General features: G+C 59.8%; 24 protein-coding genes and 1 tRNA gene. 17 read left to right on the top strand and 8 right to left on the bottom strand.

Features of this window, described 5'->3' with window-relative positions:
- Positions 1-36: 36 nt before the first annotated feature.
- Positions 37-1,854 (bottom strand): translational GTPase TypA, encoded by a 1,818-nt coding sequence (gene typA, locus AB4K19_RS07005; RefSeq protein WP_436399376.1) that lies wholly within the window; start codon positions 1,852-1,854, stop codon positions 37-39.
- Between the two features lie 144 nt (positions 1,855-1,998).
- Positions 1,999-2,457 carry an Lrp/AsnC family transcriptional regulator gene (locus AB4K19_RS07010; protein WP_375227711.1) on the bottom strand — a complete coding sequence of 153 codons (459 nt, stop codon included), beginning with the start codon at positions 2,455-2,457 and terminating at the stop codon, positions 1,999-2,001.
- A 111-nt stretch (positions 2,458-2,568) separates the two neighbouring features.
- Between AB4K19_RS07010 and AB4K19_RS07015 the strand changes: the two genes are divergently transcribed.
- Positions 2,569-2,775, top strand: coding sequence for a DUF6356 family protein (locus tag AB4K19_RS07015; protein ID WP_375227712.1), 207 nt, complete (start codon positions 2,569-2,571; stop codon positions 2,773-2,775).
- Positions 2,776-3,045: 270 nt separating this feature from the next.
- A complete protein-coding gene (locus AB4K19_RS07020; RefSeq protein WP_375227713.1) occupies positions 3,046-3,405 on the top strand; it encodes a hypothetical protein in 360 nt (119 codons plus the stop codon).
- Positions 3,406-3,422: 17 nt separating this feature from the next.
- On the opposite strand, the gene AB4K19_RS07025 is transcribed toward AB4K19_RS07020, so the two are convergent.
- From AB4K19_RS07025 to AB4K19_RS07040, 4 genes are all read right to left on the bottom strand, one after another.
- Positions 3,423-4,637: an NADP-dependent isocitrate dehydrogenase gene (locus AB4K19_RS07025; protein ID WP_375227714.1), complete on the bottom strand. Its 1,215-nt coding sequence runs from the start codon at positions 4,635-4,637 to the stop codon at positions 3,423-3,425.
- A 135-nt stretch (positions 4,638-4,772) separates the two neighbouring features.
- Positions 4,773-5,348: an HD domain-containing protein gene (locus AB4K19_RS07030; protein WP_375227715.1), complete on the bottom strand. Its 576-nt coding sequence runs from the start codon at positions 5,346-5,348 to the stop codon at positions 4,773-4,775.
- Complete coding sequence (locus AB4K19_RS07035) at positions 5,341-5,583, bottom strand: hypothetical protein (protein ID WP_375227716.1); 243 nt, start codon at positions 5,581-5,583, stop codon at positions 5,341-5,343. The genes AB4K19_RS07030 and AB4K19_RS07035 overlap by 8 nt, the downstream gene beginning before the upstream one ends.
- A 4-nt stretch (positions 5,584-5,587) precedes the next feature.
- Positions 5,588-6,241: an alpha/beta hydrolase gene (locus AB4K19_RS07040; RefSeq protein ID WP_375227717.1), complete on the bottom strand. Its 654-nt coding sequence runs from the start codon at positions 6,239-6,241 to the stop codon at positions 5,588-5,590.
- 181 nt (positions 6,242-6,422) lie between these two features.
- Here AB4K19_RS07040 and AB4K19_RS07045 point away from each other — a divergent pair, with 181 nt between their 5' ends.
- The 10 genes from AB4K19_RS07045 to AB4K19_RS07090 all read left to right on the top strand — a co-directional run bounded on the left by AB4K19_RS07045 (position 6,423) and on the right by AB4K19_RS07090 (position 14,842).
- Positions 6,423-6,881 (top strand): Rrf2 family transcriptional regulator, encoded by a 459-nt coding sequence (locus tag AB4K19_RS07045; protein ID WP_375227718.1) that lies wholly within the window; start codon positions 6,423-6,425, stop codon positions 6,879-6,881.
- Positions 6,882-7,046: 165 nt separating this feature from the next.
- Positions 7,047-8,057: a cysteine desulfurase family protein gene (locus tag AB4K19_RS07050; protein WP_436399535.1), complete on the top strand. Its 1,011-nt coding sequence runs from the start codon at positions 7,047-7,049 to the stop codon at positions 8,055-8,057.
- A gap of 15 nt (positions 8,058-8,072) precedes the next feature.
- Complete coding sequence (gene sufB / locus AB4K19_RS07055) at positions 8,073-9,611, top strand: Fe-S cluster assembly protein SufB (protein WP_436399377.1); 1,539 nt, start codon at positions 8,073-8,075, stop codon at positions 9,609-9,611.
- A gap of 393 nt (positions 9,612-10,004) precedes the next feature.
- A complete protein-coding gene (locus tag AB4K19_RS07060) occupies positions 10,005-10,319 on the top strand; it encodes a heavy metal-binding domain-containing protein (RefSeq protein ID WP_375227719.1) in 315 nt (104 codons plus the stop codon).
- A 66-nt stretch (positions 10,320-10,385) separates the two neighbouring features.
- Complete coding sequence (sufC, locus tag AB4K19_RS07065) at positions 10,386-11,141, top strand: Fe-S cluster assembly ATPase SufC (protein ID WP_375227720.1); 756 nt, start codon at positions 10,386-10,388, stop codon at positions 11,139-11,141.
- The gene (gene sufD / locus AB4K19_RS07070) at positions 11,141-12,421 is read left to right on the top strand and encodes a Fe-S cluster assembly protein SufD (protein ID WP_436399378.1); all 1,281 of its coding nucleotides are present in this window, start codon (positions 11,141-11,143) and stop codon (positions 12,419-12,421) included. Before sufC ends, sufD begins: the two co-directional genes overlap by 1 nt.
- On the top strand, positions 12,421-12,906 hold the full coding sequence (locus tag AB4K19_RS07075; RefSeq protein WP_375227721.1) for a YIP1 family protein: 486 nt from the start codon (positions 12,421-12,423) through the stop codon (positions 12,904-12,906). Before sufD ends, AB4K19_RS07075 begins: the two co-directional genes overlap by 1 nt.
- Positions 12,903-13,496 (top strand): YIP1 family protein, encoded by a 594-nt coding sequence (locus AB4K19_RS07080; RefSeq protein WP_375227722.1) that lies wholly within the window; start codon positions 12,903-12,905, stop codon positions 13,494-13,496. Before AB4K19_RS07075 ends, AB4K19_RS07080 begins: the two co-directional genes overlap by 4 nt.
- Positions 13,489-14,709 carry a cysteine desulfurase gene (locus AB4K19_RS07085; protein WP_375227723.1) on the top strand — a complete coding sequence of 407 codons (1,221 nt, stop codon included), beginning with the start codon at positions 13,489-13,491 and terminating at the stop codon, positions 14,707-14,709. The genes AB4K19_RS07080 and AB4K19_RS07085 overlap by 8 nt, the downstream gene beginning before the upstream one ends.
- A gap of 56 nt (positions 14,710-14,765) precedes the next feature.
- Positions 14,766-14,842: transfer RNA gene (locus tag AB4K19_RS07090), tRNA-Arg, on the top strand.
- Positions 14,843-15,662: 820 nt separating this feature from the next.
- Here the strand turns inward: AB4K19_RS07090 and AB4K19_RS07095 are convergent.
- On the bottom strand, positions 15,663-16,232 hold the full coding sequence (locus AB4K19_RS07095) for a YcbK family protein (protein ID WP_436399379.1): 570 nt from the start codon (positions 16,230-16,232) through the stop codon (positions 15,663-15,665).
- 305 nt (positions 16,233-16,537) lie between these two features.
- Between AB4K19_RS07095 and AB4K19_RS07100 the strand changes: the two genes are divergently transcribed.
- Genes AB4K19_RS07100 through AB4K19_RS07115 form a run of 4 tightly spaced genes read left to right on the top strand, consistent with a single transcriptional unit; the run spans position 16,538 to position 20,789 of the window.
- Positions 16,538-18,154, top strand: a complete 1,617-nt coding sequence (locus AB4K19_RS07100; protein ID WP_375227724.1) for a L,D-transpeptidase family protein — start codon at positions 16,538-16,540, stop codon at positions 18,152-18,154.
- Positions 18,155-18,189: 35 nt separating this feature from the next.
- Positions 18,190-19,284 (top strand): UDP-3-O-(3-hydroxymyristoyl)glucosamine N-acyltransferase, encoded by a 1,095-nt coding sequence (lpxD, locus tag AB4K19_RS07105; RefSeq protein WP_375227725.1) that lies wholly within the window; start codon positions 18,190-18,192, stop codon positions 19,282-19,284.
- A 33-nt stretch (positions 19,285-19,317) separates the two neighbouring features.
- Positions 19,318-19,575, top strand: a complete 258-nt coding sequence (locus AB4K19_RS07110) for an acyl carrier protein (RefSeq protein WP_375227726.1) — start codon at positions 19,318-19,320, stop codon at positions 19,573-19,575.
- A 5-nt stretch (positions 19,576-19,580) separates the two neighbouring features.
- Positions 19,581-20,789, top strand: coding sequence for a beta-ketoacyl-[acyl-carrier-protein] synthase family protein (locus AB4K19_RS07115; RefSeq protein ID WP_375227727.1), 1,209 nt, complete (start codon positions 19,581-19,583; stop codon positions 20,787-20,789).
- A gap of 52 nt (positions 20,790-20,841) precedes the next feature.
- Here the strand turns inward: AB4K19_RS07115 and AB4K19_RS07120 are convergent, their stop codons facing one another.
- Positions 20,842-21,477 carry an invasion associated locus B family protein gene (locus AB4K19_RS07120; protein WP_375227728.1) on the bottom strand — a complete coding sequence of 212 codons (636 nt, stop codon included), beginning with the start codon at positions 21,475-21,477 and terminating at the stop codon, positions 20,842-20,844.
- A gap of 417 nt (positions 21,478-21,894) precedes the next feature.
- On the opposite strand from AB4K19_RS07120, the gene AB4K19_RS07125 reads away from it, so the two are divergent.
- On the top strand, positions 21,895-23,439 hold the full coding sequence (locus tag AB4K19_RS07125) for a helicase HerA-like domain-containing protein (RefSeq protein WP_375227729.1): 1,545 nt from the start codon (positions 21,895-21,897) through the stop codon (positions 23,437-23,439).
- The last annotated feature ends 70 nt before the right edge of the window (positions 23,440-23,509 follow it).

A 23,509-nucleotide genomic window follows, 5' to 3' on the forward strand; every position in this document is an offset into this window, starting at 1 on the left:
CGGGGGTCCGGGGGCAGGCAGCCCCCGGGCGCGGGATCAGCTGGCGCGCGCCATGCGCTTGCGCTCATGGGGATCGAGATAACGTTTGCGCAGGCGAATGGCATTCGGCGTCACTTCGACCAGCTCGTCGTCATCAATATAGGCAATCGCTTCTTCCAGGCTCAGCGTCATTGGCGTGGTCAGACGCACTGCTTCATCTGAACCTGAGGCGCGCACGTTGGTCAGCTTTTTGCCTTTCAGCGGGTTCACTTCCAGATCATTGTCCCGGCTGTGCTCGCCAATGATCATGCCGGTGTATACATCCGCCTGCGCGCCGATCATCATCTTGCCGCGTTCTTCCAGGTTCCACAGCGCATAGGCCACCGACGTCCCGTTCTCCATAGAGATCAGCACGCCCGCACGCCGGCCCGGAATGGGGCCCTTGTGCGGCGCCCAGCCGTGAAACACCCGGTTCAGCACACCGGTGCCCCGCGTATCGGTCAGAAATTCTCCGTGATACCCGATCAGCCCGCGCGACGGCACATGCGCCACAATCCGTGTTTTGCCTGCACCTGCAGGTTTCATTTCGACCAGTTCGCCGCGACGTGTGCCTGTGATCTTTTCGATCACCGCACCGGAATACTCGTCGTCCACGTCAATGGTGGCTTCCTCAATCGGTTCGTGGCGCACACCATCAATGTCCTGAAACAGCACCTGCGGGCGCGAAATGGACAGCTCAAAACCCTCACGGCGCATGTTCTCGATCAGAACGCCCATCTGCAGCTCACCGCGACCAGCGACCTCAAAGGCCTCACCACCGGGCGTGTCACTTACGCGGATGGCCACATTGGATTCCGCTTCTTTCAGCAGACGCTCGCGGATGACACGGGACTGAACCTTCTTGCCGTCACGGCCGGCCAGCGGGCTGTCATTGATCCCGAAGGTCACGGTGATGGTTGGCGGATCAATCGGCTGGGCGGGCAGGGCCTCGGTCACCTGAGGTGCAACGATGCTGTCCGCCACGGTCGCCTTCGACATACCTGCAAGGCTCACAATGTCGCCGGCTTCAGCCAGATCAATCGGCTGCTGGGTCAGGCCGCGGAAGGCCAGGACCTTGGTCACGCGAAAGGATTCGACCTGCGCGCCATCACGGCTCAGAGCTTTGACCGTTTCACCCGCCTTCACGGTACCGGATTCAACCCGGCCCGTCAGAATACGGCCAATGAACGGGTCAGCGCCCAGCGTCGTGGCCAGCATGCGGAATGGTTCGTCGCGCTGTGTCAGCTGCGCCGGTGCCGGCACGTGATCCACGATCAGATCAAACAGAGCGGTCAGATCCTGGCGCGGCCCGTCGAGTTCCATGTCCGCCCAGCCGGACCGACCGGAGGCATACATCGCCGGGAAATCCAGCTGATCATCGTCCGCCCCAAGGTTGGCGAAGAGATCAAAACACTCATCCAGCGCCCGGTCCGGCTCGGCATCCGGCTTATCGACTTTGTTCAGCACAACAATCGGACGCAGCCCCAGCGCCAGCGCTTTGGAGGTCACAAACTTCGTTTGGGGCATCGGGCCCTCCGCGGCATCCACCAGCAGGACAACGCCGTCCACCATGCTCAGAATGCGCTCGACCTCGCCGCCAAAGTCGGCGTGACCGGGCGTGTCCACGATATTGATCCGTGTCCCTTTCCATTCCACCGACGTGGCTTTGGCAAGGATCGTGATCCCCCGCTCGCGCTCCAGATCGTTGCTGTCCATGGCGCGTTCCGCCGTGGCCTGGTTTTCACGGAAAGTGCCCGACTGCTTAAGCAGCTCGTCCACGAGCGTCGTTTTGCCGTGGTCAACGTGAGCGATGATTGCGATGTTTCGCAGGTCCATAACAATAGCCTTCAGATCGGGAGGAAGCGCAGCTTTGGCGCGTTTGACGCGCGCATACCGTGAGACCGCGCGGAATACCAGTGAAAACAATGCCGCACCGTGTCCACTGTGCAGCCGTTGCCCTCAGACCGGGCGCGCCATATGTCAGAGCGGGAGTTCGTGCGTGTCCTTGATCTCTTCCATCACAAAACTGGCCGAGACATCTGCGAGAGGAACCTTGCGGATCAGGCGCTGATAGAGTGCATCATACCCGGCCATATCCGCCACGCGCGCGCGGATCAGATAGTCCAGATCACCGCTCATCCGGTAAACACCCAGAATTTCCGGCATCGCGCGGGTCGCTGCCCGGAAACGGTCCAGCCAGTCCGGGGCGTGTTCACGCGTGCGGATCTGGATGAACACCATCAGGCCCTGGCCCACCATGGCCGGATCAATCAGGGTGACACGACCGGCGATCACACCGGCTTCTTCCAGCGCGCGGACCCGCCGCCAGCAGGCATTTCGGCTCAGCGCGACGCGTTCCCCAAGCGCATCCAGTGACAACGAGGCATCACGCTGCAATTCCATCAGTATCCGGCGATCAGCTTCATCGAATTTCACCATATCCGGATATATCAGGTACTTTTTTCCCAACATCAACAAATTTACGCGAAACATTGGGACGTTTTGATCTGCCAGAACGCATAAGCTGTCAGAAAGTCAGAGGAGTTTCAGATGATACAGCGCGTTTTTCTCGATCACCCGGCCAAAGTCGATGAAACCTTCATTCAGCACATGTTCTTTGCCGCAAAGTTCTCCGGCCTGCTGTTTATGGCCGCAGGTGCTGCACTTGTGCATGCGGTTATCCCGTGTCTTTTCGAGAAAACCGCCAGCCGTATCGTGGCGCAGCTATACGCAAAAACTCACAACAGAGGACAATGATAACAACAGGTTAACGCATAAAATTCACGTTTAATTTGCGTTAATTTAAGGTTTTGTAAACCGCGGCCCGACCAGAGTTCTCCGGATTCCACCGGACGATGGGAGGTCCTCATGCGATTCCTTTATTCATTTCTTGTTGTGCTCACGTTCAGCGGGTCTGCCTGCGCGGCGACCCGCGATTTTTTTGTACCTCACCCGAACACTTTCTTTGTGCGCCCTGCAGACCCGGGCATTGATACCGGCAGATTGTTTCCGGCCGCCGGAGTGAGAATGCATGGTGACATCCCAAAGACCCTGACGGAATTCCCGGTGGACCGGCTGCGGATGCCGCTCGCGGATAAACGGGAAAATATCTCCCTTTTTCTGGCCACTGTGACAAAGGCTGGTGGTGGCCATATGCTGCGGTGGGACACCAGGGATGACTGGTGGTTTCCGGATCGGACCCCAGCTGTTTCAAACGAAAAGAGCCCGGTCCGGCAGGTCCCGCTTTCTGCTTCTGCAGCAACGCTTCTGGCAGGCCTTTTTCTTTTTGCGCCATGCTGGATGCTGGAGCGTCCGGACGCCCGGCGACGCCGGGCGGTACGCACGCGCTTCACGCAGATCCCTGCAGAGCGGGCAGATGGCGCCTGAAAGACCTGCCCGGTGTGTCAGCCCGCGAGTGCGTTGTTCAGATTTTCGTCGATCTTCTCCAGAAAGCCCATTGTCGTGAGCCAGCCCTGGTCCGGTCCGACCAGCAGCGCCAGGTCCTTGGTCATAAAGCCGCTCTCGACAGTGTCGATGATGACCTTTTCCAGCGTCTCCGCAAAGTTCAGAAGAGGGGCGTTTTCATCCAGTTTGGCCCGGTGTTTCAGCGCGCCCGTCCAGGCATAAATCGACGCAATAGAATTGGTGGACGTCTCTTCGCCCTTCTGGTGCTGCCGGTAATGGCGCGTCACGGTCCCATGCGCGGCCTCCGCCTCGACGGTTTTCCCATCGGGCGTCATCAGCACCGACGCCATAAGCCCCAGAGAACCAAAGCCCTGAGCCACAGTGTCGGACTGCACGTCGCCGTCGTAGTTTTTGCACGCCCAGACGTAACCGCCCGACCATTTCATGGCCGAGGCCACCATGTCGTCAATCAGCCGGTGTTCGTACCAGATGCCCGCCTCTTTGAACTGGTCTGCGAATTCTTTGTCATAGATTTCCTGAAAAAGTTCCAGAAACCGGCCGTCATATTGCTTCAGAATGGTGTTCTTGGTCGACAGATAGACTGGCCAGCCCAGAGACAGACCATAGTTGAACGAGGCGCGGGCGAAATCGATAATCGATTTATCCAGATTGTACATCGCCATGACGACGCCGCTGTCGGGGGCGTCAAAAACCTCTTTTTCAATCTCGGTGCCGTCTTCACCCACATATTTGAGGGTCAGTTTGCCTTTGCCGGGGAATTTGAAATCTGTCGCGCGATACTGGTCACCGAACGCGTGGCGGCCGACCACGATGGGTTTCGTCCAGCCCGGCACAAGACGGGGCACGTTTTTGCAGATGATCGGCTGGCGGAAGATCACGCCGCCCAGGATGTTCCGGATTGTACCGTTGGGCGAGCGCCACATCTCTTTGAGGCCGAATTCCTCAACCCGAGCTTCATCCGGTGTGATGGTCGCGCATTTGACGCCGACGCCGTATTCTTTGATGGCGTGGGCCGCATCCACAGTAATCTGATCGTTGGTGTCGTCACGGGCTTCGATGCCGAGGTCGTAGTACTTCAGATCAATGTCCAGATAGGGAAGGATGAGCTTCTTTTTGATGAAGTCCCAGATGATCCGGGTCATTTCATCGCCGTCGAGTTCAACGACGGGGTTATCCACCTTAATACGTGTCATGGAGCGCTCCTGTAAAATTACGTGAATCGGCCTGATGCGGGTGTAGCGCAGAACGTCGGCTTTTTGAATTGGTATACGACGGTATACCAAACTATTTTTACGCAATGCTTAATGCAAGGGCATGCCCTGGGCAGCTTACTTCGCAAAGAAGCCCTGAAGCCTGGGCAGCAGCCACGCCCAGAGGCCCGGTGCGCCGCGGCGTACCGGCACACCAACACGCGTATCCAGCTGTTCGAAGGTGACACCGTAATCCACCCAGGATCCGCCGCCATTGGCAAGGTTGCCAATGGGCGTCTGCACCCGGTCGATGGATTTGGCAAATATGGCGTCCGGGCTTTCGGCCGCTTCAAATTCGTCCCAGAGCGCTCTGAATTCAGCGCCAAGATCGGCCGGCAGCAAACCAAACAGACGGTCAGCGGCCGCTTTTTCCTGCTTTTCCATGGCCGAATGGTCAACCGTGCCGTGGATCGGATTATCGCCTGCGTCGATCTCGACAATATCATGCAGCAGAAGCATTCGGAGCACGCGGTCAATGCGCACGTCTGGACCCGCCTGGTCGGCCAGCACCAACGCATAGAGCATCACATGCCAGGAATGCTCGGCCGAGTTCTCAAACCGTGAATTGTCATGCAGGCGCGAGGCACGCAGCACGGATTTCAGTTTGTCTGCCTCCGACAGAAACGCAATCTGCGCGTCAAGCCTGTCAGTCATCGCCGGGCGTGGGCAGGGTCCGTGCCATGTCGTCCTTGAGCGTCTTCAGCAGTTCGCGCGCACGCTGCTCTGCGCGCCGGACCCGGACCGCCGTCAGATAGGCCTCTTCCATGGTCTGGGATGAGCCGCCGATGGTTTCCGCGATCCGGTTCACAAATGCATCGTCACCTGTAGCATTGATGATCTTCAGGCTTTCGACGGCCAGTTCATCGGCGACATCCTCGACAATACCCATAAGGCTACCTTGTGGTTTCCGTCAGCCGCCGTTTGACATAGGCGGTGGTTGTGTCGATCAGAGTTTCCTGATGCGGTTCCTCAAAGAAGTGACCGGCACCCTCAACCTGTTCGTGGGTGATGGTGATACCCTTCTGCTCGTGCAGTTTCGCAACCAGCGCTTCAGTGTCTGAGGGCGGCGCCACGCGGTCAGCGGTGCCATTGATGATCAGACCGGAGGCCGGGCAGGGGGCGAGGAAGGAGAAGTCATACATATTCGCCGGCGGTGCCACGGAGATAAAGCCGGTGATCTCCGGACGCCGCATCAGCAGCTGCATGCCGATCCAGGCACCAAAGGAAAACCCTGCAACCCAGCAATGTTTGGAATTATTGTTCATCGACTGCAGGTAATCGAGTGCCGAGGCCGCATCGCTCAGCTCGCCGATGCCCTGATCGTATTCGCCCTGACTGCGGCCCACGCCACGGAAATTGAACCGCAGCACAGTGAACCCCATGTTGTAGAACGCATAGTGCATTCGGTGCACGATCACGTGGTTCATGGTGCCGCCGAACTGCGGATGCGGATGCAGAATAATTGCAATCGGCGCGTCGCGTTCTTTCTGGGGGTGGTAACGGCCTTCAAGACGGCCTTCGGGTCCTGGAAAGATGACCTCGGGCATGTGTATCCCTGCTATCGGGTTCCGGTGTCACAGCAATTCTTGACGAATTCGCTCAGCCACCTTAGAACGGTTCTAATCTTATTGCCCGGCGCGTGTCGGCGGGTGCGTACCGGATTTAGGCATTTTATCGCAGGCCGTCAATCAGATGGCGCGGGGAACGCCGGAGGCTGGAGGATCACAGGTGAAGCTTTCGACAAAAGGGCGCTACGCGATGGTGGCACTGGCGGATATCGCGCTGCAGCCCGCGGACAGGCTTGTACCGCTGGGAGATATCGCCGAGCGGCAGTCGATCTCGCTGCCCTATCTGGAACAGCTGTTTGTGAAACTGCGCCGGGCAGGGCTGGTCACATCTGTCCGGGGACCCGGCGGCGGCTACCGTCTGGCGCACAGTCCGTCGGATATCCGCGTGGTTGATATTCTGTCTGCCGTGGATGAGACCGTTGATGCCATGCACAAAGGTGCGGGTGCGTCGGGTGGTGCATCGGGCAGTCGCGCGCAGTCTCTGACCAACCGGTTATGGGAAAGCCTGAGCGCGCATGTCTACGTTTTTCTGCACCAGACGCGGCTGTCGGACATCATCGGCAACGAACTCGCGCCCTGTCCGGCGGTGCCCGGTCTTTTCAACGTTGTGGATGAGTGATGATTGGCGGTCTTGTTGAGTTCATCCGGAAAACGAGGGGGCTTCCTGCCCCCTCGCGCTCCCCCGGGGATATTTCGGGCCAGAAGAAACGGATGGCCCGGTAACGTGCGGACCTATCTGGACCATAATGCAACAACTCCGCTGCGCGCTGCAGCCCGTGACGCGATGATAGCGGCAATGGATGTCATGGGAAATCCGTCGTCAGTGCATGCCGAGGGGCGGGCTGCGAAGGGGCTTGTTGAAGAGGCACGCCGGGCAGTGGCTGCGCTGGCAGGCTGCAAGACCTCAGAGGTGGTTTTCACAAGCGGGGCCACCGAGGCTGCGCGGGTGCTCGATGATCTGCCTGCCGGGAACACTGTGGTTGCAGATCCGGTGGCCCATGACGCGATCACGTCGCATGCCTTTCAGGCTGCAGTTGACGTACCGGGGAACAACATCACGCTTGCCATGGGCCTCGCAAATTCCGAGACCGGCGTCATCAGCACATTGCCCGAGCGGGAAGGCGGGAAATGGTGCTGGGGTGCGGTCAGGGCGGACTGGCTGATGCTTGACATGACACAGGCCGCCGGACGGATCCCGGTCAGTTTTGCACAAAGCGGTGCCGATCTGGCGGTTTTGTCTGCGCACAAGCTTGGCGGCCCGAAAGGTGTCGGCGCTTTGATCGTAAAACAGGGGCTTGATATCGCCACGCTGGCACCGGGCGGCGGTCAGGAGATGGGCCGCCGGTCGGGCACAGAAAATGTCATCGGGATTGCAGGTTTCGGGGCCGCAGCAGAAGCCGCCTCGCGCGATATTGAAGGCGGCAGCTGGGACCGGGTCGAAAAACTTAGAAAGATTCTAGAAAACGCCCTTGCAGCCGGTGCAAAGGAAACTATTTTTGTCGGGAAAGAGGCGCCACGCCTTCCCAACACGAGCTGCTTTGCGACCCCGGGCTGGAAAGGTGAGGCCCAGGTCATCCAGATGGACCTTGCCGGATTTGCGGTCAGCGCAGGATCGGCCTGTTCCAGCGGCAAGGTACGCGCCAGCACGGTGCTGCAGGCGATGGGCTATGACGACGAGACAGCCAGCTCCGCGATCCGCGTATCGCTGGGGCTGGAGACCACAGAAGAAGACGTGCTGCGGTTCGCCGATGCATGGCTGAAACAGGAAAAGAAATTCCGCGCCCGTGCGGCGTGAGAACCGGAGGACGAGATGGCAGCACTGGACAATTCTGACGTGGCTGACGTGCAGGTAAAAGAGGGCGTTGATCAGGAAACGGTCGACGCGGTGCGCGAGGTTGGCGGCAAGTATAAATACGGCTGGTCCACCGACATCGAGATGGAATACGCGCCCAAAGGGCTCAGCCCGGACATCGTGCGTCTGATTTCGGAAAAGAACGAAGAGCCGGAATGGATGACCGAATGGCGTCTGGCAGCTTACGAGCGCTGGCTGCAGAAGAAAGAACCCAAATGGGCCATGGTCGATTACCCGGAAATCGATTTCCAGGACCAGTATTACTACGCGCGGCCGAAATCGATGGAGGTCAAACCTAAGTCGCTGGACGAGGTTGATCCTAAACTTCTGGAAACATACAATAAACTGGGCATTCCGCTGAAAGAGCAGATGATCCTCGCCGGTGTCGAGGGCGCCGAGGAAATGGGCGACGAGCCGCGCAAGGTCGCGGTGGATGCGGTGTTTGACTCCGTCTCCGTCGGCACAACCTTCCAGGATGAACTGAAAAAAGCCGGCGTGATTTTCTGTTCGATCTCCGAGGCGATCAAAGAGCATCCGGAGCTGGTGAAGAAATATCTCGGATCCGTCGTGCCGGTCTCGGACAACTACTATGCCACGCTGAACTCGGCGGTCTTCTCGGACGGGTCCTTCGTTTACGTGCCGCCGGGCGTGCGCTGCCCGATGGAGCTGTCGACCTACTTCCGTATCAACGCGGAAAACACCGGCCAGTTTGAACGCACGCTGATCATCGCCGACAAGGGGTCGTATGTGTCCTACCTTGAGGGCTGCACAGCGCCACAGCGTGACATCGCACAGCTGCACGCGGCGGTCGTTGAGATCATCGTCGAGGAAGATGCTGAGGTGAAATATTCCACCGTGCAGAACTGGTATCCGGGCGACGAAGAGGGCAAGGGCGGTATCTATAACTTTGTCACGAAACGCGCGGACTGCCGGGGCGACCGGGCCAAGGTGATGTGGACGCAGGTGGAAACCGGCTCTGCGGTGACCTGGAAATACCCCTCCTGCATTCTGCGCGGAGACGATGCCCAGGGCGAGTTCTACTCGATCGCCATTGCCAACAACATGCAGCAGGCCGATACGGGCACCAAGATGGTGCACCTGGGCAAGCGCACCAAGTCGCGGATCGTCTCCAAGGGCATAAGCGCGGGCAAGGCGCAGAACACCTATCGCGGGCTGGTGTCGATGCACCCCAAGGCGAAGGAATCGCGCAACTATACCCAGTGCGACAGCCTGCTGATCGGTGACAAATGCGGGGCGCACACGGTGCCGTATATCGAGGTAAAGAACAATTCATCCCGTGTGGAGCATGAGGCGACGACATCCAAGGTGGACGACGACCAGCTGTTCTATTGCCGCTCGCGGGGCATGGACGAAGAAGAGGCTGTGGCACTGGTGGTCAATGGCTTCTGCAAGGACGTGCTACAGGCCCTGCCAATGGAGTTTGCCATGGAAGCGCAGCAGCTGGTGGCGATTTCGCTGGAGGGGTCGGTTGGTTAACCAGAAAGGGGAGTGCGCCAATCCGAAGGATTGGCGTAGGGGAGCTACAGCCGCTTACGCCGGTGGCATTGGCTCCCTGATATCTGCACTTTCTAGGGCCGCGGACATAGTTCCGTTGCCTACTGACTACGATTTGTACGTTTTTCTAAGCAGAAAGCTGGCTGATGCGAGAAATGCGCAAGAAAGACAGAAGTGGTTTGGTGGACGAATGTACAACCGGTTTTCTGGTGAAGACCCAAACTTTGTGACGTTGTCGGGGTCGCACTTTACGCAAACGCTCAAGGTGACAGGGGTGGAACGACCTTCGGGGCTTGTGGCTGGAGACTTTTACAGACTGTCTGTTGAGAGAGTTCAGACAGCAGTGGACACTTTGAAAGAAAGACTGAAAGAACGATGATCCTCACCACCACCAACACCATCGAAGGGCGCCGCATCACCTCCTATCACGGCATTGTAGTGGGTGAGGCGATCATGGGCGCCAATATCGTGCGTGATTTCTTTGCCAGCGTCACGGATGTGATCGGTGGGCGCTCCGGCGCCTATGAGGGCAAGCTCAAGGACGCGCGCGACGAGGCGATGGCCGAGATCGAGGACCGCGCCGCGCAGATTGGTGCCAACGCCGTTGTCGGTGTTGATCTGGATTACGAAGTCGTGGGCGACAGCATGCTGATGGTCTCGGTCTCCGGCACTGCCGTCACAATCGAATAGAACTTTAAGAACACGCCGCAAGGCTTGAGAAAATAACGCGGAATGCGTTCAGGAAAGGACAATGATATGCTGAGCATTAAAAACCTCGCGGTGCAGCTTGAGGAAGAAGACAAGCAGATCCTCAAGGGTGTGGATCTGGAGATTGAAGCGGGCAAGGTGCACGCGATCATGGGCCCCAACGGGTCGGGTAAATCCACGCTGTCCTATGTGCTGTCCGGCAAGGACGGGTACGAGGTCACGGGGGGTTCCGCCGAGCTTGAGGGCGAGGACGTGCTGGAGATGGAACCCGAAGAGCGTGCGGCAGCTGGTCTCTTCCTCGCATTCCAGTACCCGGTCGAGATCCCCGGCGTGGGCAACATGACCTTCCTGCGCACAGCTGTGAACGCACAGCGCAAAGCCCGCGGCGAAGAGGAAATGTCCGCCGCCGATTTCCTCAAGGCCGTTCGTGCCCGTGCAAAAGAGCTGAAAATCGATGCGGATATGCTCAAGCGCCCGGTTAACGTCGGCTTCTCCGGCGGTGAGAAAAAGCGCAACGAAATCCTGCAGATGGCGATGCTGGAACCCAAGATGTGCATCCTCGATGAAACCGATTCCGGTCTTGATGTGGATGCGATGAAACTGGTGGCCGAAGGCGTGAATGCCCTGCGCTCTGAGGGTCGCGGTTTTCTGGTAATCACCCACTACCAGCGCCTGCTGGATCACATCAAACCGGACGTTGTGCACATCATGGCGGACGGCCGGATCGTGAAAACCGGTGGTCCCGAGCTGGCGCTTGAGGTCGAGAACAACGGCTACGCCGGTATTCTCTCTGAGGTGGCATAATGGCGGACGCAGCACTGAAACAGAGCGCCACAGAGGCGCGCCTTGCCGGGCTGAACTTGCCCACAGGCGGGTTCGCTGAGGCCGCGCGCCGCGAGGCCCTGTCCCGGGTCACGGCCATGGGCTTGCCCGAGCGGCGCGATGAGTACTGGAAATACACCCGGCCCGACACGCTTGTTCAGGCGGCACCCATGCCCGCCGCGCTTTTTGAGCACGATGAAGCACCTCTTTTTGACAGCATTGACCGGTTGAACATCGTTTTTGTGGATGGCGTCTTTGACGCGGAAGCCTCTGATGATCTGGACCTGGCAGGCGTCAGCATCGAACGGCTGGCAGAGGCCCAGGCCGACATCCACTGGGCGCGCGATATCTATGGTGTGCTCGAGGCGAAGGGCCAGAACCCCGTCGAACGCCCGCTGGCAGCACTCAACACAGCCTTTGCCCCGGATGGCGTGCTGATCCATGTGACCGGCAAGGCGGCAAAACCCGTGAACCTCACATACCGCCACAACTCTGAGACCTCCGATGCGATTCTGCACCACGTGATCCGCGTGGACGAAGGCGCTGAAATCACTGTGCTGGAAAACGGGCCCGCTGCGGCACGGTTTAACAAGGTGATGGAAGTGGATATCGCCGACACAGGCGCGTTCCACCACGTTCGCGCACAGGGGCGGGACCACGAACGCCGCGCGGCCACGCATATCTTCGCGCGGCTCGGCACCGAAAGCACATTCAAATCCTTCACGCTGACCGCAAACGGGGTGCTGACACGCAATGAATGTGTGATCGAGCTGACCGGGGATGACGCCGTGGCCCACGTGGCCGGTGCCTGTGTCGGAGACGGCGATTTCCACCACGATGATACCGTGTTCATCACGCATGACGCGGTGAACTGCGAAAGCCGCCAGGTGTTCAAAAAGGTGCTGCGCAATAGTGCCACCGGCGTGTTCCAGGGCAAAATCCTTGTGCAGCCCGGGGCACAGAAAACCGACGGCTACCAGATCAGCCAGTCGCTGCTGCTGGATGACGACAGCCAGTTCCTGGCCAAGCCCGAGCTTGAGATCTACGCCGATGACGTGGCCTGTTCCCATGGCTCTACGTCCGGTGCGATTGATGAGGATGCGCTTTTCTATCTGCGCTCGCGCGGCGTGCCCGAAGGGCCGGCCACCGATCTGCTGACCCTGGCCTTTCTGGCCGAAGCGGTTGACGAGATCGAAGACGAGGCACTGCGCGACGAAATCAATGCGCGTCTGACCGGCTGGCTGGAACGGCACCGCAGCTGATGCCGGTCACACGGGACATTCCGGCCACCTACCGCGGACCGGGCCGGGTCGTCCGCCGCCTTCTGGCGGCCGGGCACCGGGAAGACCGTGCGCTGGCCTACCTGATGGCGGGTTGTGTCCTGATGTTTCTGGCGCAGCTGCCGCGTCTTGCCCGTGAGGCACATCTGACGGGTCAGGAACTCAACATGCTGATGGGCGCGTCGCTCATGGCATGGGTCTTTATTGCGCCGCTCATCCTCTACTGCGTGGCGGCCCTCAGCCATATCGCCGCAAAACTCATGCGGGGCAGGGGCAGCTGGTACAGCGCGCGTATCGCGCTGTTCTGGGCACTGCTCGCAGCCTCACCACTTGTGCTGCTGAACGGCCTTGTGGCAGGGTTTATCGGACCGGGCATCGAGCTGCAGATCGTGGGTTTTGCCTGGATCGCCGTATTCGCCTGGTTCTGGATCAGTGGCATGCTGGCGGGTGAAAAGGGCGACGTATGACGCAGACCAATACCTGGCCCGCACTGGCCCTGCTGACCCTGCGTGATCCCAAAGCAGCATCTGACGTTCTGCTCAGCACACGCCTGCCGCGACAGGTGCTCTGGATTGCTGTTGCGCTGATCTCGGTGGCCAATACGATCCTGTCCTATGCGTCTCACCTGCTGCTGCCCGTACCGGCACCGCTGGACGCCATTGTGACCAACCCGTTTGTGTATTTCACGCTTGTGGCCGGTGGCTTCGTGGTCATGGTACACGCGCTTTTCTGGACCGGCCGGATGCTGGGCGGAACGGACAACATGAACGATGTGCTGCAGCTGCTGATATGGCTTCAGGTGCTGCGGACGGCGGCGCAGATCGTGGTGATCGCGCTGCTGCTGACGGTGCCGGCCATCGCGACGCTGTTTCTGCTCTTTGTCGGCATCGCGACACTGTGGATTTTTCTGAACTTCCTGAACATCGGCCTGCAGCTGAACTCGCTGTGGCATGCCGTCGGCGTGCTGATTGCCGGATCGGCCGCGATGGTGCTGGGCCTGTCTCTTCTTCTGTCTCTGATCGGCGTTTCCGCCATGGGGGTACCCGCCAATGTATGACGTCAACAAAATCCGTGGCGATTTCCCGATCCTGTCGCGCGAGGTCAACGGCAAGCCGCTCGTCTACCTCGACAACGGCGCATCTGCCCAGAAACCGCAGGTCGTGATCGATGCGGTCACAAACGCCTACGCAAACGAATATGCAAACGTACACCGCGGGCTGCATTTTCTGTCGAACCTGGCGACGGACAAATACGAAAGCGTACGGGGTGTCATCGCCCGTTTTCTGAACGCAGGCTCCGAGGATGAGATCGTTCTGAACTCCGGCACGACCGAAGGCATCAACATGGTGGCCTATTCCTGGGCCATGCCGCGCATGGAAGCGGGCGATGAGATTGTGCTCAGCGTGATGGAACACCACGCCAACATCGTGCCCTGGCACTTTCTGCGCGAACGTCAGGGCGTGGTGCTGAAATGGGTCGATGTGGACAGCACCGGCGCGCTGGATCCTCAGGCAGTAATTGATGCCATCGGGCCGCGCACCAAACTGGTGGCCATTACCCATCTGTCCAACGTGCTGGGCACCCGTGTGGACGTCAAAGCGATCACTGAGGCCGCGCATGCCCGTGGCGTTGCCGTTCTGGTCGACGGCAGCCAGGCCGCCGTGCACCAGCCGGTGGATGTGCAGGACATCGGCTGTGATTTCTACGCGATCACCGGGCACAAGCTCTACGGCCCTTCCGGCTCCGGCGCGATTTTCGTGAAAATGGACCGGATGAAAGAGATGCGCCCCTTTATCGGTGGCGGCGACATGATCCGGGAGGTCAGCAAAGATGCGGTGACCTACAACGATCCGCCGATGAAGTTTGAGGCCGGCACACCAGGCATCGTGCAGACCATCGGGCTGGGCGTGGCGCTTGAGTACATGATGGGGCTCGGCATGGAGAACATTGCCGCGCACGAAAACACCCTGCGCGACTATACAGCCGAACGGCTGGGCGGGCTGAACTGGCTGCAGGTGCAGGGCACGACCCCGGACAAGGGCGCCATTTTCAGCTTCACGCTGGATGGCGCGGCCCATGCCCATGACATTTCGACCATCCTCGACAAGAAAGGCGTCGCCGTGCGGGCAGGGCAGCATTGCGTGGGCCCGCTGATGGAGCACATGGGCGTGTCTGCCACCTGCCGGGCGTCCTTTGGCCTTTATAATACCAGGGAGGAGGTCGATGTGCTGGTCGATGCGCTCGAACTGGCGCACGATCTTTTTGCCTGAGCGGCAGCACTTTTTGCAATTGCAGGACCCGGCGGTCGCGTCTATACCGCAGGCAGGGACCCTTAGCTCAGCTGGATAGAGCGCTGCCCTCCGAAGGCAGAGGCCAGAGGTTCGAATCCTCTAGGGTCCGCCACTTAAATGCAAAAATCGCAAAATTAAAAATAGTTATGATGGCTCCATGTGCTGCCATCCTCCAATCAGCCCGCCATTTTATTTACGTATGGTCGGTTTTCATGTGTTGTAAGGCGGCTCTCTATTCGCCCACTTTATATGTTCCTTGGGGTCGTCCGGTGGAATCGTTGGGTCTTGTTGCCATGGCTTTTCGCCCAAGTGCTTTTGTCGCCAGGCATTTGTCGATCTTATGCCCCGTGCCTCTTTCGCCACCGACCAGTTGACGACAAGGCCAGTTGCAAAACAGGCCAACGCCATAAGGGGCAGGAGAAAAACCCAAACTGCGACGTAGCCTGCGACCCCGGGAAACCCTTGTGCGGCGGCGAGCCAGAAAATTGTGACAGCGCCGGAAATGATTTGCCTCAAGACCCAAAACATCAGCCACAAGGCTACAAGGGCTGCAAATCCTATACCGATCCAAATCAGCCAAGTGTCCAAGGCCGGTCCCTCTTCGCACGCTCCTGGTTGAGGTCGAACGGTCGGGCGACAATTTCGTCTTTAGTGAGTTTGCCGTCGCTCCAGTCGTCGCCCCATCTTTATGCCTCGGCCACAGCCTCGTCCAACGCACTTCCGCGGAGTCTGGCAATGCAGGACGCGCGTTGCAGAGGTTGGTGAGTGTACTTTTTTTGAGTTCTTTTGCAGCTTCGCCGGTCTTTGGCGGGATGCGGACGGGGTAAGCCGGAACGACTTCTGCAATGCGGTCCACTGGACCTATGGAGTTGAGCCGGCTTTTCCGCAACTCGTTCAGGCGCCGGGCGGCGGCAATTCTGTTGGCACAGGGGTCAGCGACCCCAGGTACGTACCACTCCACAGTCCATATGCACAAAATTGGAGCCGGAGTATTTACCAACACCGCCCCCCCGGCAGGCCGCCGCAGCTTTTGCCATCTGGCTGACCGAACGGGACGTCAGCCGCAGATCCGCAGCCTGACCCTTCATGTGCAGTGAGTTTTTCGCCACACGACGGCTGCGCGAGCGCAGCATCGCGTTCGTCTGCGGGCTGCGGTAGCCGGACAGCAGCATATAAGGCTCGGACGCGTCCAGCATGTTATGCGTGGCGGCCATGATGTCGATTGTCCGCAGATCCATCGAGATGGATCCATCTGTGCGCCAGTCGCGCATGAAGTAATTGATTTCCTTGACCGCGTCGGGAATGTACTTTCCCTCGATCCAGTAGATCGTATCGATCCGCTCGCCTGTGCGGCCGGAATACATGCTGATGCGGCGGATATCTCCTCCGCCTCTCAGAAAGCCTGCTGCATTGCTGTATGTGGGGGCTGCAACAAGCGCTGTCGCGGCAAATGCCTGAAGAAGCGCACGGCGTGTTAAGCCCGCTGAGCTGTCGTTCGTCATAACCTGGTCTTGCCTCGTTCCTGCCTGGCCCGTGATGTTACACGGGCTCGTCATCTCTGTCCCAGATGCAACGGTTTTATGTCATAGGCACAATTGTTAACCAAGTCGTGAAAGGGCAATGCCCTGTTTCCGGACAATTTTAGGCAAAAAACCGCGCATATCCCGCGCAAACCTGAATTTTCGGGAACCGGTGCATCGCTGCATCATTTTCACCTTTCCTTGACGTGAACATGAAATGTTATTGGACAGCACTGCGTGAGGCCCGGCAAAACAGGGTGTCTGCTATTTTTCGAGTGAGGGTTTTTATGTACCTGCGCGCCTTTTCATCCGTTCGCGTTCTTTCCGGTCTGCTGGCGTTTTTCGCTGCGGCCTTTTTGCTTGTGTCGCAGCCTTCCGCTGCGCGTGCCGACAACACCGCCTTCAAACAGGCTGTCGCCTCAGCAGCCGCGCGTGACGCCGACATTTCCGCATTTTATCAGGCAAATGGCTTTGAAAGCATCTGGACAGGCAAGGGCAAGGACCGCAAGCGCCGCGCGGAGCTGATCAAAGCGCTGGAGCGTTCCGGAAACCACGGGCTGCCGGAAAACCGTTATGATCTGGCCGGGCTGAAAGCCCGTATGCAAAACGCGCGTACGACGGCCGAGCTGGGCGCTCTCGAAGTCGAAATGAGCCGGGTTTTCCTGCAGTATGCACGTGATATCCAGACCGGTGTTCTGGTGCCGGGTCGCGTCGACAAAGCGATTGTCCGTCAGGTACCGTACCGCGACCGGGGGTCCTACCTGACCAACTTTGTGAAATCCTCACCGGCGGGTTTTTTCCGCGCCCTGCCGCCGGACACGCCCGAATACACCGCGCTGATGAAGGAAAAACTGCGGCTTGAGCGGCTGCTCGCCGATGGGGGGTGGGGGGCCACCGTCCGTTCGAAAACCCTCAAGCCGGGTGCCACGGGGAACTCAGTTGTGGCACTGCGCAACCGCCTGGTGCGCATGGGCTATATGAAACGCAGCTCCGGCCAGACCTATGACGCTGCCATGCAAAGCGCTGTCCTCTATTTCCAGCGCGCGCACGGACTGGCAGAGGATGGCGTTGTCGGGCCCGGCACGATGAAGGAGATCAACCGCTCCGTCAAAGACCGCCTGCAGTCCGTGATCGTCGCAATGGAGCGCGAGCGCTGGCTCAACCTTGACCGCGGCAAACGTCACATCGAAGTCAACCTGACTGATTTCTCTGCCAAGATTTTCGACAACGGCAAGGTCACCTTTTCAACACGCTCTGTGATCGGCGCGCGCGATTCCGACCGTCAGTCACCGGAATTCTCTGACGTCATGGAATTCATGGTCATCAACCCAAGCTGGTATGTCCCGCGCTCCATCATCACCAAGGAATATCTGCCCGAGCTGCAGAAGAACCCGAATGCGGTCAATCATATCGAAATCACCGACCGCTCCGGACGCCGCATCGACCGGTCCGCCGTGGATTTCACCCAGTTTGACGCCCGCACATTCCCCTTTGCCATGCGTCAGCCGCCGAGCCGCGGCAACGCGCTGGGTCTGGTAAAGTTCATGTTCCCGAACAAACACAACATCTATCTGCATGACACCCCGGCCAAAAACCTCTTTGGCCGTGAGGTCCGCGCCTACAGCCACGGCTGTATCCGCCTCGCAGATCCATTCGACTTTGCCTATGCGCTGCTGGCCAAACAGACGAGTGATCCCAAAGGATTCTTCCAGGCGAAACTGGCCACCGGCAAGGAAACCACTGTGCCGCTGAAGAAACCGGTGCCCGTGCACATCATCTACCGGACTGCCTTCGCAGATGAAAAAGGCAAGGTCCGTTTTCGCCGCGACATCTATGGCCGCGACGGCCGCATCTGGAAGGCGCTTGCGGGTGCAGGGGTGGCAATGCGCGCGGTTCAGGGTTAAATCAGGGATCCTGACCACAAAGGAAGCCCTCATTCATGGCGCGTTATACCGTCCGTCAGATCGCAGAAGCGATCGGAGCTGAAGTCTTCGGCGATGCCGACATTTCCATCGCCGGTGTAGCCGAGCCACAATCTGCCGGACCGGACGATCTGGCGATGGCGACCCGCGAGGAGTATGCAGCCCATATGTCCGAAGGCAACGCGCGGGCTGCAATGCTCTGGCAGGGGGCTGACTGGCAGGCCATGGGCCTCACCGCTGCGATCATTCCGGACCGCCCGCGCTATGCCATGTCCGGGCTTACTGCTCTGATGGATCACGGCCAGGGCTTCGCGCCCGGCATCCATCCCAGCGCCATCATTGCCGAGGATGCGCAGATCGCACCGGATGTCAGCATCGGCCCCTTCACGGTCATCGCGTCCGGTGTGCAGATCGGTGCGGGCTCGGTCATCGGACCACATTGCTACATCGGCACCGGCAGCATCCTGGGCGAGGGCGCCCTGATCCGCGAACATGTCTCCATCGGCGCGAAGGTCAGGGCCGGCGCGCGCCTGATCTGCCAGCCCGGCTGCCGCGTCGGCGGCGACGGATTCTCGTTCACAACACCTGAAGTCTCCGCCGTTGAAAAAGCCCGCAGCACGCTTGGCGACCAGCAGGAGGCCACGGCCCAGTCCTGGGCGCGGATTCACTCGCTGGGCGGCATCACCATCGGGGACGATGTTGAAATCGGCTCAAACGCCACCGTCGACTGCGGCACGATCCGCGATACCGTGATCGGTGATGGCTCCAAGCTGGATAACCTTGTGCACCTTGGCCACAACGTGGTCGTGGGCCGCGACTGCCTGCTCTGCGGTCAGGCGGGCATTGCGGGGTCGGTGACCATCGGCAACAACGTGGTGCTCGGCGGACAGGTCGGCGTGACCGACAACATCTTTATCGGCGACCGGGTGATTGCAGGGGGCGGGACCAAGATCCTGTCCAATGTGCCCGCCGGCCGTACGATCCTTGGCTATCCGGGCATCAAAATGGACACGCATATCGAAACCTACAAAGCGCTGCGCCGGCTGCCGCGCCTGATGCGGGAGTTCTCTGCCCTGCAGAAAGCGGTTTTAAAACGCGGAGAGAATGACTAAATCCCCTGCGTGAGAGCCACGGAGGACATGCCGATGAGCATTCAGGATCAGGTCATCCAGATCATCGCCGAACAGGCTGTGCTGGACCCGTCAGACGTCACGCCCGACAGTACACTGGAAAGCCTTGGCATCGACAGCCTCGGGCTGGTTGAAAGCATTTTCTCGATCGAGGAAACCTTCGACATATCTGTGCCCTTTAACGCCAACGCCCCCTCGGGCAGCGATTTTGACATCTCGACGGTGGCCTCCATCGTGGCGGGCATTGAACGGCTGATCGCGGAACAGGCCTGACAGGGATGAAACGCGTTGTCATCACCGGCGCCGGCACGATCAACGCGCTGGGGCATGACGTCCCGGCCACGCTTGACGCCATGCGTAACGGGGTCTGTGGCATAGGCGAGCTGTCACTGCGCGATGTGGAACGGCTGTCCATCCGTATCGGCGGACAGGTGCGCGGGTTTGAGGCCGAAGGGCGCTACAACCGCCAGCAGATGTCCCTTTACGACAGGTTCACCCAATTCACGCTCGCTGCGGCCAAAGAGGCCATCGATCAGTCCGGGCTGGTGTTCAGCGGCGAGCTTTCTGCCCGCTCCGGCGTGGTTCTGGGCACGGCCGGTGGCGGCGTCAGCACCTGGGACGACAACTACCGCTCCGTCTATGAGGACGGCAAAAACCGCGTGCACCCCTTTGTCGTGCCGAAGCTCATGAACAATGCCGCGGCCAGCCATGTCAGCATGGAACACAACCTCAAGGGCCCGTCCTTCACCGTCTCAACCGCCTGCGCGTCCTCCAACCACGCGATGGCCCAGGCCTTTGCCATGGTGCGGTCCGGGATGGCCCCGGTAATGGTTACGGGCGGGTCTGAATCCATGCTCTGCTTTGGCGGCGTGAAAGCCTGGGAAGGCCTGCGCGTGATGTCCAAAGATGCCTGCCGGCCGTTTTCAGCGAACCGCAACGGCATGGTCCAGGGCGAGGGGGCAGGGGTCTTTGTCTTCGAGGAAATGGAGCACGCAAAAGCGCGCGGCGCGGATATTCTGTGCGAAGTGATCGGCTTTGCCATGTCATCAGATGCGGCTGACATCGTGATGCCCTCCAAAAACGGGGCCGCGCGCGCGATGTCGGGTGCTCTGGCCGACGCCCGGATCAGCCGGGATGAGGTCGGCTACATCAATGCCCATGGCACGGGCACTGCTGCAAACGACAAGACGGAATGCGCGGCCGTGGCCGATGTTTTCGGGCCGCATGCTGACAGGCTGATGATCTCATCCACCAAGTCCATGCATGGTCACCTGATCGGCGGCACCGGTGCTGTTGAGCTGCTCGCCTGCATCATGGCGTTACGCGAAGGCGTGATCGCCCCGACCATCGGCTATGAGGAGCCGGACCCGGAATGCGCGCTGGATGTGGTCCCGAATGAGGCCCGCGAGGCGAAAGTGACCGTCGCCCTGTCCAATGCCTTCGCATTCGGCGGCATGAACGCGGTACTGGCTCTGCGTGCCGCATAAAAAAGCCGCGCCCCCGAGAGAGCGCGGCCGAAATCAGGTCCGGAGGCCGGGATCAGCGTTCCGCAACCGTCGTCTTGTCATAGCTGGCCGTGAAGCCGTCCAGAGAAAGCTGCACGGTCACGCGCTGATCCGGGGCGGCCATGGGCACAATGCTGATGGCCGCCGCGTTTCCGCGCTTATATGAAAGCACATCATCCGCCGTCAGGCCGATCCGTGCGTAGCAGCCCACCGGGTTGCAGAAGGCAAATGGATAGCTCTTGCCGCCCTGCTGATCGACCTGAATGGACAGGTTCTCCTGCAGCGATGTCTCAAGCGGCACAATAACCGTGGCACCGGCTTCCGCTTCACTGCCGTCGCGCAGCCTGAAGAGCGAGAATTCAGCAATCGGCGAACCCTGGGCATCTGAAAGCAGTTGCGTCATCTGGCAGGGGTCATTCCCATCGGCCGTTTTTACGCAGCGCAGCGACCAGGCACCGATTGTTTCGCTCGTATAGGCCTCTCCGACCTGCGGCCCTTCGCCAACCTCGGCACCAAGGGCCAGACCGTCATCCGTCGTCTGTGCGGCCCCGCTTGTGTCTTCTTCTGTGGACCCGTCGCCCGCGGTCTGCGCCATGGCAAAGCCCGCCACCAGAACAAAAGGTACAGCCATCAGGGCCGCACGGGTCACACTGTTTGAAAAATCAGGCATGATTACTCCCTAAGCTCGATCTTTCGGGTCTCTACCACAGGCAGCCGGCAGTGTCAGTCAGCATCGCCGCAAAAGGACCCGTTTCACCTTAATATTATCGAAGAGCTCCAAAGAAAAAAGAGGCGCACGAGGCACCTCTTTTTCCTTAATTTTTTTCTCCCCGTCGGACTGGCCGACTTATTGCAGGGACGGTACGAAACGAGGGACCTACCGTCAACCGGAAATCCGGGTTTTTTCCGGGTCTTCTGCCCATACGTCCGGGCAGAAAAAAGGCCGTACCGAAAATCGGCACGGCCAGTCTGACAGGGAGGATGTCCGGCGGCGAAAGGACATGGCCGTAATCCGGACAAAACAGGTATGGCAGAAAACAGTTAAGAACGTATGGTCGTACCAGAGATTTCTGAGGCGGAGCGCAAAATGACAGACGACATCTTTATCGGCGGCGGCGGTGCGGAATATGGCACCCAGCAACATCTCAGCCTGAAATATGCCAACCGGCATGGGCTTGTTGCAGGCGCCACCGGGACCGGGAAAACCGTGACGCTGCAGATCCTGGCCGAAGGGTTCTCCGCCGCCGGTGTTCCGGTCTTTCTCTCGGACGTCAAAGGCGATCTCTCCGGGCTCGCCAAATCCGGCTCGGAAACACACAAACTGCATGACGCTTTCATGGGACGGGCAGAAACCATCGGCTTCACGGATTACGCCTATTCCGCCTTTCCCGTCACCTTCTGGGACATCTTCGGCGATCAGGGCCATCCGGTGCGCACGACCGTGTCGGAAATGGGCCCGCTGCTGCTCGCGCGGCTGCTGGACCTGAGCGAGGCGCAGGAGGGGATCCTCAACATTGCCTTCCGTCTCGCGGATGAAGAGGGTCTGCCACTGCTCGATCTCAAGGACCTGCAGTCCCTGCTCGTGTGGATCGGCGAGCACACAAAGGACCTGTCACTGCGTTACGGCAATGTCTCGACGGCCTCGATCGGCGCGATCCAGCGCCGGCTGCTGGTGCTGGAAAACCAGGGCGGGGCAGGGCTCTTTGGCGAACCCGCGCTGGCGCTCAGCGACATCATGCGCACCGCCTCCGATGGCCGCGGCCAGATCAACATCCTGGCCTCCGACAAGCTGATGGGCTCCCCGGGGCTCTATGCGACCTTCCTGCTGTGGCTGCTGTCCGAACTCTTTGAGGAACTGCCCGAAGTGGGCGATCCGGACAAACCAAAGCTCGTCTTCTTCTTTGACGAGGCGCATCTGCTCTTTGAAGACGCACCCAAGGCGCTGGTCGACAAGGTGGAACAGGTGGCCCGGCTGATCCGCTCCAAGGGGGTCGGCGTCTATTTCATCACGCAGAACCCGGCGGATGTGCCCGAGGATATTCTGGGCCAGCTCGGCAACCGCATCCAGCACGCCCTGCGCGCCTTTACCGCCAAGGACCGGCGCGAGTTGCGCCAGGCTGCTGAAACCTACCGCGAGAACCCCGCTTTCGACACCGAAGCGGCAATCCGCGAGGTTGGCGTGGGCGAGGCGGTGACCTCCATGCTGCAGAAAAAAGGGGTGCCGGGCATAGTCGAACGCACACTGATCCGGCCGCCGTCCTCGCAGCTGGGACCGATCACCAGCGCCGAACGGGCCGATCTGATGGCTATGTCCGAGATGGCCGCGCGCTATGACAAGGCCGTTGACCGCCAGTCCGCCTTTGAAATCCTGCAGGCCCGCGCCGAAAAAGCCGCCACAGAGGCCGCCGCTGCCGAAGAAGCCGCCGAAGAGGCCTCTGCCGCCGTACGCGAATTCAACGCCGGCCGCCGTTATTCCGGCGGGCGCGTCGCACGCTCCACCTCGCGCAGGACCCGCCGGACGCAGGACACGCTGGGCTCCGCTGTGGCCACCGCCGTGCTCAAGGAACTCAAGGGCACCACAGGCCGCCGAATTGTGCGTGGAATCCTCGGAGGCCTGTTCAAAGGACGCTGACGCAGAAAATCCTTGTCAAAAATGCGCGTTTCAGTGGTATTCTGAGCGCGTATTTTATCAGGGGTGGCAT

The organism is Roseobacter phycocola, from assembly GCF_042055075.2.
Lineage (GTDB): Bacteria > Pseudomonadota > Alphaproteobacteria > Rhodobacterales > Rhodobacteraceae > Roseobacter.